The sequence below is a fragment of the Mycobacterium gordonae genome, from assembly GCF_001417955.2.
In the GTDB taxonomy this organism is placed as follows: Bacteria; Actinomycetota; Actinomycetes; order Mycobacteriales; family Mycobacteriaceae; genus Mycobacterium; species Mycobacterium gordonae_B.
Map to the genome: position 1 here is coordinate 1 of NZ_LKTM01000158.1, position 2,060 is coordinate 2,060.

General features: G+C 79.0%; 1 pseudogene. It reads right to left on the reverse strand.

The annotated features are described in order from the left end of the window. Positions 1-2,060: pseudogene (locus tag AO501_RS38015) on the reverse strand (PE family protein); the annotation flags it as partial.

Genomic DNA, 2,060 nt, shown 5'->3' on the forward strand with positions numbered 1-2,060 from the left:
ACACCGCCCTGGCCGCCGGTACCACCGGTGCCGCCGTTGAGGTGATCCCCGGCGCTTCCGCCGGTTCCGCCCTGGCCGCCCTTGCCGACCGGGTCGCCGAATCTGGCGTTCAAGCCGCCGGCGCCGCCGGTACCGCCCTTACCGCCGGTGCCGGCTGCACCGCCTTGCACGCCGACACCGCCCTGGCCGCCGGTACCACCGGTGCCGCCGTTGAGGTGATCCCCGGCGCTTCCGCCGGTTCCGCCCTGGCCACCGGCGCCGCCGTCGCCTCCGGAGAAGTCGTTGGCACCGGTGCCGCCCTGTCCACCCGCTCCTCCGGTGCCGCCGGTGTGCCTGCTCCCGGCTGCGCCGTCGCCGCCGCGACCACCGGTGCCGCCGTCACCGCCGTCGCCACCGCCGGCGTAGTTGTTGGGGTTGGCGCCGGCAGCTCCTCCGGTACCGCCCTGGCCGCCCGTACCGGCGCCACCTCGGGTGTCGGCGCCACCCTGTCCTCCGGTGCCGCCCTTGCCGCCCGCACCTGCGCCGCTGCCCACGTTTTCCCCGCCCTGGCCACCGGTACCGCCCTTGCCGCCGGTGCCGCCGCCGAGACCGGTGTCGAGACCGCCCTGACCACCGATACCGCCCTGACCGCCGGTGCCGCTGCTGTACTCGCCGGTGCCACCGACCCCGCCGGTACCGCCTTGGCCGCCGACGCCCGCTGCTCCGACAGCACCGGCACCGGTACCCGCCGTCCCGCCGACACCACCGGTGCCTCCGCCGCCACCGACACCGCCCCTGCCGCTGCCGTCTGCGGCGGTGCCCTGTCCGGCCGTGCCGCCCGTTCCGCCCTGACCACCCGCGCCGCCGGCGCCGTTGGTGCCGCCGGTGACGGCGTTTCCACCCTGGCCGCCGGCGCCGCCGACGCCGCCCTGGCCGCCAGTGGAGCCGAAGCCATCAGTTCTGCTGTTGTCAGCTCCGGTGCCGCCCTGGCCACCGGTTCCGCCGGCCCCGCCGGTGCCGCCGGTGCCGCTGCCGCTGAGGTCGGCTCCGCCGGTGCCGCCGGCGCCACCCGTGCCACCGATCGCAGGGGTGGTGCCCGTCGCACCCTGCCCGCCCTGGCCGCCGGCGCCGCCATCGCCGCCGGCCATTCCGGCGGTGACATTGCCGGCACCGTTGCCGCCGGCGCCTCCGCCACCGCCGGTTCCCGCGGCGCCGACGGTACCGCCGGTGCCTCCGGCGCCCACCGCACCGCCGATACCGCCATTTCCGCCGTCACCGCCCCGACCACCGTCACCGCCGCCCAGGCCGGTGTCGGCGGTACCCGAGCCGCCGACACCGCCCTGGCCGCCTGTGCCGCCGGCTCCACCGCTGCCGTTGGCACCGCTCGAACCGCCTGCGTTGCCACCCTGGCCACCCTGACCGCCCTGGCCGCCGGTGCTGCCGTTCTTGCCGGTGCCGGTCAGACCGTCGGCACCGCTTCCGCCCGCGCCTCCGGCTCCGCCTATGCCGCCGTCGCCGGCCGTCCCAGCGGCGGCGGACACGCCGCCCCGTCCACCCTGACCGCCCTGACCCCCGGTACCGGCGGCGCCGGCGTTGCCGGACAACCCGGCCCCGGCGCCGACCGCTCCGGCCGTGCCGCCGGTCCCACCGGCCCCGCCCGCGCCGCCGTCGCCGGCGTCGTTGCTGCCGTCGTCGGCGTAACCGGCACCGCCGGTGCCGCCTCGACCACCGGCGCCGCCCGCCCCGCCGTCACCGTTGAAGGCACTGCCGCTGCCACCCTGGCCACCGGCGCCGCCCGCGCCGCCACGGCCGCCCACCGAACCCGCGGTACCCGGCGCCGTGCCTACCGTGCCCGCGCCGCCCGTTCCACCGGCGCCTCCGTCCCCTGCGGTACCGCCCGCGCCGCCGCCGCTCGCGTCGAGCCCACCGGCACCACCGGCACCACCCGCACCGCCGTTGCCGGCGCCGCCACCGATGTCGGCCGCGCCCTGTCCACCCTGGCCACCGGCGCCGCCCATGCCGGCGGTGCTGCGGACGTGATTGTTGGTGCCGCCGACGCCACCGGTCCCGCCTTGGCCGCC